Genomic DNA, 274 nt, shown 5'->3' with positions numbered 1-274 from the left:
CATGGGCCGGCGCTGCGGCCGGCATCGGCACCTCGGGCCAGGCCGTCACCGCGACGGAATGGCAGAACTGGCAGGTGTCGCAGGTGGTGTGCGCGGTGTGGGTGTCGTCGTGATCCATCGCGGCATGGGCCGCATGCACGGCGTGGTCATCGGCAGAAGGCATGGCGTGCATCGCGTGTGCCTGCATGCCGCTTTCGGCCATGGCGTGCATCGCATGGCCGGCCGATGCCTGCTGCACCGGCGCGAGCATCATGGCGTCGCCCAGCCAGCCGCG

General features: G+C 70.8%; 1 protein-coding gene. It reads right to left on the bottom strand.

Annotated elements, in window-relative coordinates; translation table 11 throughout:
- Positions 1-253: hypothetical protein (locus tag CVH10_RS20385; RefSeq protein ID WP_219924897.1), on the bottom strand; the 253-nt coding region annotated here is incomplete at its 3' end.
- Between the last annotated feature and the right edge of the window lie 21 nt (positions 254-274).

This window comes from Halomonas sp. ND22Bw, assembly GCF_003011945.1.
Classification (GTDB): Bacteria; Pseudomonadota; Gammaproteobacteria; order Pseudomonadales; family Halomonadaceae; genus Halomonas; species Halomonas halophila.
The sequence above is the reverse complement of the archived record's forward strand: the minus strand, read 5'-3'. Positions and strand labels throughout refer to the sequence as shown.